Consider the following 5,937-nt stretch of genomic DNA (forward strand, 5'->3'; position numbering starts at 1 on the left):
GCCGGATTCTTGTGACATGCAGTACCCGGGGACAAGGCCCGTCCCCCCACGACACCAGAGCGGGGTCGTAGTTCAGTTGGTTAGAACGCCGGCCTGTCACGCCGGAGGTCGCGAGTTCGAGTCTCGTCGGCCCCGCCATTTTTTCTGCAGGCCGTGAACACGGTCCAGCCGAACGCCCGATTTTCAGTTGACGAATCGGGCGATTTTTTTTGGCTGAGGTTCCCGTCCGGCGGAACGTTCCCTCATCAGCGCATACCGCCGCCCTGCGGTGCGCCCTCGCTGGGTTCCCCCAGGTTGTATTTCATCTTCAACGTCTCCAGCCTCTGCTGGATCACGCCCGACTGCGCCAGGCTTCGGCCCCACTTGCGCCCGGCCTCGGAGGACGCCTGCATCATCGTCGGCAACCGTTGCACCCATTTGCGGTACGCGGGCGTCCGGAAGGCCGTGATCAGTTCGCGGATTTCATCGTGCGTGAAATTCTGGTCGTAGACCGGCAGGATCTCGTCCACCAGGCTTTCGAGATCGGCGTCGGTGATGATGGTGTTCATGAACTCGTCCCAGAACCCCTGCGGCAGGTTTTTGTCCTTGTACGCCGTTTTCAGGATGTTGGAATAGCTCTGCAGCATCAGCGGCCGGAACTGTTTCAGACTCTCGATGGTGCCGGAGACTTCCATCAGTGTCTGGATGTCGCGTTTCTTGGCGGGGTCCATTTCCGCCCAGGCGGGCAGGGCCAGCGCCCACCCGGCCAGCAAGACCAGCCCCACGGTCATCGTTTTTTTGATCGTCTGCCAGGTGCTCATTGCCGCCCCTCCTTGAAATTGGAAAGAAAAAATGAAATCCTTACCACTATAACCCGACTACCGAAAAAGAAAAGGCATCGTTGAATCGGATTCGCGGCGCCCGGGTTTGCCTCCGGCGCGGCCGCGGACCGGAATCAGGAGGTCTTCCATGGACACGGCCTACAACTACCCCCGCTTTTCCCACGAATATTACGATTTTGCAGAGTTTCCCGGACCCAAACCCGGCGAGACCATTCCCGATATTGCGGTGACGGACCTCACCGGCCAGCCCGTGCGGCTTTCGGATTTTCGCGGCCAACCGGTGGTGCTGGAGACGGGGAGCGTCACCTGCCCCATCTACGTGCAGGAGATCCGGCCGATGAACCGGCTCGCGCGCGAGTACCCGGACGTCAAGTTCCTCACCCTCTACGTGCGCGAGGCGCACCCCGGTGAGGAACTGCACGAGCATAAGGACATCGAGGACAAGCGCCGCTGTGCGGGCATGGTCGCGGAAAAGGACGGCGAGAAGCGGCAGATCCTGGTGGACGATCTCGACGGCAACGCGCATCAGAAGCTGGGCGGCTTTCCCAACATGGTGTACGTCATCAACGCCGAAGGCACGGTCATCTTCCGCGGCAACTGGAATCACCCGGACAAGGTCGAGGAGATTTTAAAGTCCGGCGACTTTGCGAATGTGCGTCACCGGGACCTGTACGGACCCGACTTCCCCACGCCGTACACCATGTACCGCGTGCTGGCGCGGGGCGGGCGGCTGGCGTTCTGGGACCTGGCGAAATCCATCCCGCGCCTGCTGAAAAACCACAAGGTGGTGGAACAGCAGGGCCGGCGCCAGGAGGAAACCCACCGGCCTCAACCCGCCACGGAAGCCCGCGCCGGTTAGGCGGAAAACCGCGCCGCGCGGAGAAGGGGTCCGATGGGATTTTATGAGGAACACATCCTGCCGCGCGGCATCGACTGGGTGCTGTCGGGCAAACGGTTCCATGCGGTGCGCGAACGCGCGGTAACGGGCGCGCGGGGCGCGGTGCTGGAGGTGGGGCTCGGCTCCGGACTCAACCTGCCGTTTTATCCCGATGCGGTGGAGAAGTTGTATGCGCTCGACCCCTCCCGCGTGGCGCGGAAGCTCGCGACCAGGCGCATCCGCCGCGCGCCGTTTCCCGTCGAGTTCGCCGCTCTAAAAGAAAACGGCGTCATCGACCTGCCGGATCAGTCGGTGGACGCCGTCGTCACCACCTTCACCCTGTGCACCATTCCGGATGCCCCCGCCGCGCTCAAGGAATTCCAACGCGTGCTCAAGCCCGGCGGGGTTTATCATTTTCTGGAGCACGGCAGAGACCCCGATCCCGACATTGCCCGCTGGCAGGATAGATGGAACCCCATTCAGAAATGCATCGCCGGGGGATGCCACGTGAACCGCCCTATCGCCAAACTCATCGAAGACTCCGGCTTCACCCTCCACGAGTGCGAAAACTTCTACCTCGACGGCCCGAAACTGTTTACTTATATGTACGGAGGGAAAGCGGTGGTTGGCGGAACCGTGTAGATATTGTTGCAGAGATTGGTTAGGAAGTTTTGCAACTTGCGTTTTTTCTGATTTTAAATTCGATAAGCCATGTTTTTATTCGCCAGCCGCATGTTCAGCAATTCAAGAAGAAAAAGTGTGAGCAAAAGAAAATGGTATCCAAAGAATACGAGGCCTTCATTGGAATCGCTTGTATAACTTTCGCCTAACCTTGTAAAGATGGGGCTCCAGAAAACAAAAAATATCGGACTGAACATTAAAAGAAACGGGCCGACTCCGGTGGGAAGAATCACGATGGCCCCAAGCCGGGAGAATGAAATGGCCAGTTCCCTTTTGTAGAGTCCTTTGCTCAGGGTTTTATTTTTATTTGGATCAAATCAAAAAATTAACAGCGAGCCATAAGCTTGTTATCGCTAAAAACAAAACATCCAAGTCTGAAACTCCATCGATCCTCATACCAACCAAAATTAATACGAGATTCGAAGTTAGAAGAATCACATAAATCAATTTGTATATGAGAATGTATCTCAAAATTCAATCGTCCAATTTTGAGTTGATCCAACGGATAGCGGGTCGCAATGGCCTTAAGACATAGAGCCATCCCTTTATGGCTTTGACGGTATGTCGTTTTCCATAATTCTCTGCAAAGCCCTCCGCTTCCTTTTTGGATACACTATGAGTGAAATACTGGTAATGATGGCCAATTTCGTGGAATAGCACCTTTGCATATAACAATTTTCCCGCAAGGGGAATCAGGCAAAGTATAAAGGGGCTGGTGCCGTAAATGTTCCCAAGAGCGATCTCGATTCTAGCCGGTTGCAGTCCGTGTTTTTTTCGATACAGACCTAAAGCATTTTTGTATTTATTTTGTTGAAATTCATCCATCAGAGTAATGGAATCCAATCCTACTAAATGCTCATTGGGGACTGCTTTAAGCAGCTTTCTGGTTAGTTTTTCAATATTGAATGGAAGCCGCCTGCTGTACTGATTGATAATTTTCATAATTTCTATGGTAAGGGGGTTTGCGGGAAATGCAAATTTTCCGGTCTTCCGGCCTGTTCCCTGATTTGGGTGCCTGTCCTTGCCGCCCATTACCCCCTCCCTCCACACATCCAAACAAAACGCTAACCGGATTCCAACACGGCGGCCGTTTAATGGTACGATATTGAACCATTTTTGGAGGGTCGCATGACTGCAGAAAAAATCCTGGTGGTGGAGGACGAGGAGGACATTCAGGAACTGATCCGTTACAACCTCGCGCGCGAGGCGTTTCAGGTCACCTGCGTGGACACGGGCGAGAAGGCGCTCAAGCAGGTGGAGAAGGAAGCGCCGGACCTCGTGGTGCTCGACCTCATGCTCCCCGGCATCGACGGCCTCAACGTCTGCCGCTCCATGAAAAACGACGCCGACCTGCGCGCCATCCCCATCATCATGGTCACAGCCAGGGGCGAGGAAAGCGACGTGGTGATGGGATTGGAAATGGGCGCGGACGACTACGTCACCAAACCCTTCAGCCCGAAAATTTTCCTGAGCCGCGTGCGCGCCGTCCTGCGCCGCCGGGGAGAGGCCGCGAAACCCGCTGTGGACAGCAACGGCGTCCTCACGGTGAAGGACCTCACCATCCACCCCGGCCGTCACGAGGCGAAGGTGAAGGGCAAAAAACTCGACCTCACGTTCACCGAGTTCCGCATCCTGGAAATCATGGCGTCGCGCCCCGGCTGGGTGTTCACGCGCGGGCAACTGGTCGATGCCATCCGCGGCGAGGACCACGCCGTCACCGACCGCTCGGTCGATTTCCAGATCGTCGGCCTGCGCAAGAAGCTGGGCGACTGCGCCGACTACATCGAGACGGTGCGCGGAGTGGGATACCGTTTTCAAGACGACGCATGATCAACAAAACCCTCCATCACCAGATCTACCTCTCCTACCTCCTTATTACATTCATCGCGCTCGGCGCCATCGGCTGGTACTCCTTAAGCTCCCTCCACGACTTTTTATACGAACGCACGTTTAAGGACCTGGAGGCGCGCGCCAACCTGGTGCGCACGCAGACGCAGGACCTGTTCCAGTCCGGCCAGCATCGCCGCCTGCGCCAGCTGGCGGACGAACTCAGCCGTGCGGGCGGCATGCGGGTGACGCTCATCACGAAGAAAGGCAAAGTGATCGCCGATTCGCACCGCGACCCGTTGCAGATGGACAATCATGCGACGCGGCCGGAAGTGGGCCAGGCGCTCAAGGGCGGGCACGGGTCATCGCAACGCTACAGCCACACGCTGAAAGAAGATTTGATGTACGTCGCCGTGCCGTATCGTCATAGCGGACAGGTCACCGGCGTGGTGCGCACGGCCCTGCCGCTCACGCTGATTCACGAAACGCTGGAGGGCATCACCTACAAGATTGCGCTGGCCGGGCTCGTCATCGCGCTCATCGCCACGCCCATCAGCCTGTTCGTGTCGCGGCGCATCAGCCGTCCTTTGCTCGCGATGAAGGAGCACGCCGAGCGGTTCGCCAAGGGGGACCTGCGTTCGCGCATACACGTGGAAGGACCCGAGGACATCGACAACCTCGCCGACGCGCTGAACACCATGGCGGCGCAGTTGGACGACCGCATTCGCACCATCACCGCCCAGCGCAACGAGCAGGAAGCCATTCTCGCCAGCATGGTGGAAGGAGTCATCGCCGTGGACAGCGACGAGGCCATCATCAGCATCAACCAGTCGGCGGCGCGGTTTCTCGAAGTGCGAGTGGAAGAGGCGCAGGGGCGGAGCGTGCCCGAGGTGTTCCGTCATTCGCAGATCCAGCAGTTCATACGAGAAGCGCTCAAAAGCCGGGAGCCGGTGGAAAGCGATCTCGTCCTTGACCGGCCCGATGAAGAACACTACCTGCAGGCGGTGGGCACCGTCCTCAAGGACGCGGGCGACACCACCATCGGCGCGGTGATTGTGCTCAACGACGTCACGCGTCTGCGCCGGCTGGAAAACGTGCGGCGCGATTTCGTCGCCAACGTGTCGCACGAACTGCGCACGCCGATCACCTCGATCAAGGGCTTCGTTGAAACCCTGCTCAGCGGCGCGCTCAACGAACCGGAAAATGCCGAACGGTTTTTACAGATCGTCGCCAAGCAGGCCGACCGCCTGAACGCCATCATTAACGACCTGCTCAGCCTGTCGCGCATCGAGCAGGATTCGGAGAAGGAAGGTATTGTCATTCAGAAAACAGAACTGCGCGCATTATTGGAAACAGCGGTTCAGCAGTGCAACGCGCGGGCGCTGGGGAAAAACATCGGCATCGAAATCGATTGCGACCCGGCGCTCCAGGTGGCACTCAATCCGCCGCTCATGGAACAGGCGGTGGTGAACCTGGTGGACAACGCCATCAAGTACAGTGGGGACGACACGGCGATCCGAGTGGCGGCGGTCACGGCGCACCGGCAGGTGGTGGTGTCGGTCAAGGACCAGGGACGGGGTATCGAGCGTGAACACCTGCCGCGCCTGTTCGAGCGGTTTTACCGTGTGGACAAGGCCCGAAGCAGACAGATGGGGGGACCGGACTCGGGCTTGCGATCGTCAAGCACATCGCGCAGGCGCACGGTGGCAAAGTGAGCGTGGAAAGCACGAT

5 protein-coding genes, 1 tRNA gene and 1 pseudogene are annotated in these 5,937 nt (G+C 58.1%); 5 read left to right on the forward strand and 2 right to left on the reverse strand.

The genetic code is table 11. The features are described 5' to 3' along the window. Positions 1 to 61 precede the first annotated feature (61 nt). Positions 62 to 138: transfer RNA gene (locus tag TX82_RS05925), tRNA-Asp, on the forward strand. Between the two features lie 107 nt (positions 139 to 245). Here TX82_RS05925 and TX82_RS05930 read toward each other — a convergent pair. Beyond that, a complete protein-coding gene (locus tag TX82_RS05930; RefSeq protein WP_005008073.1) occupies positions 246 to 800 on the reverse strand; it encodes a DUF2059 domain-containing protein in 555 nt (184 codons plus the stop codon). Between the two features lie 148 nt (positions 801 to 948). On the opposite strand from TX82_RS05930, the gene TX82_RS05935 reads away from it, so the two are divergent. Both TX82_RS05935 and TX82_RS05940 read left to right on the forward strand, forming a co-directional pair. Further along, entirely contained in the window at positions 949 to 1,680 is a 732-nt protein-coding gene (locus TX82_RS05935) for a TlpA family protein disulfide reductase (protein ID WP_005008075.1), read from the forward strand. Between the two features lie 33 nt (positions 1,681 to 1,713). Next, positions 1,714 to 2,340 carry a class I SAM-dependent methyltransferase gene (locus TX82_RS05940; protein ID WP_005008077.1) on the forward strand — a complete coding sequence of 209 codons (627 nt, stop codon included), beginning with the start codon at positions 1,714 to 1,716 and terminating at the stop codon, positions 2,338 to 2,340. Between the two features lie 513 nt (positions 2,341 to 2,853). On the opposite strand, the gene TX82_RS05945 is transcribed toward TX82_RS05940, so the two are convergent. Further along, positions 2,854 to 3,411: a hypothetical protein gene (locus TX82_RS05945; protein WP_005008084.1), complete on the reverse strand. Its 558-nt coding sequence runs from the start codon at positions 3,409 to 3,411 to the stop codon at positions 2,854 to 2,856. Between the two features lie 96 nt (positions 3,412 to 3,507). Here TX82_RS05945 and TX82_RS05950 point away from each other — a divergent pair, with 96 nt between their 5' ends. Together TX82_RS05950 and TX82_RS05955 are read left to right on the forward strand one after the other, a co-directional pair. Further along, positions 3,508 to 4,209, forward strand: coding sequence for a response regulator (locus TX82_RS05950; protein ID WP_005008086.1), 702 nt, complete (start codon positions 3,508 to 3,510; stop codon positions 4,207 to 4,209). 398 nt (positions 4,210 to 4,607) lie between these two features. Further along, positions 4,608 to 5,937 (forward strand): annotated as a pseudogene (locus TX82_RS05955) (ATP-binding protein); the annotation flags it as partial.

This window comes from Nitrospina gracilis 3/211 (genome assembly GCF_000341545.2).
Lineage (GTDB): Bacteria > Nitrospinota > Nitrospinia > Nitrospinales > Nitrospinaceae > Nitrospina > Nitrospina gracilis.

Coding starts and splice junctions, on each gene's coding strand:
- TX82_RS05930 (WP_005008073.1), bottom strand. CDS start 800: ATGAGCACCTGGCAGACGATCAAAAAAACGATGACCGTGGGGCTGGTC.
- TX82_RS05935 (WP_005008075.1), top strand. CDS start 949: ATGGACACGGCCTACAACTACCCCCGCTTTTCCCACGAATATTACGAT.
- TX82_RS05940 (WP_005008077.1), top strand. CDS start 1,714: ATGGGATTTTATGAGGAACACATCCTGCCGCGCGGCATCGACTGGGTG.
- TX82_RS05945 (WP_005008084.1), bottom strand. CDS start 3,411: ATGGGCGGCAAGGACAGGCACCCAAATCAGGGAACAGGCCGGAAGACC.
- TX82_RS05950 (WP_005008086.1), top strand. CDS start 3,508: ATGACTGCAGAAAAAATCCTGGTGGTGGAGGACGAGGAGGACATTCAG.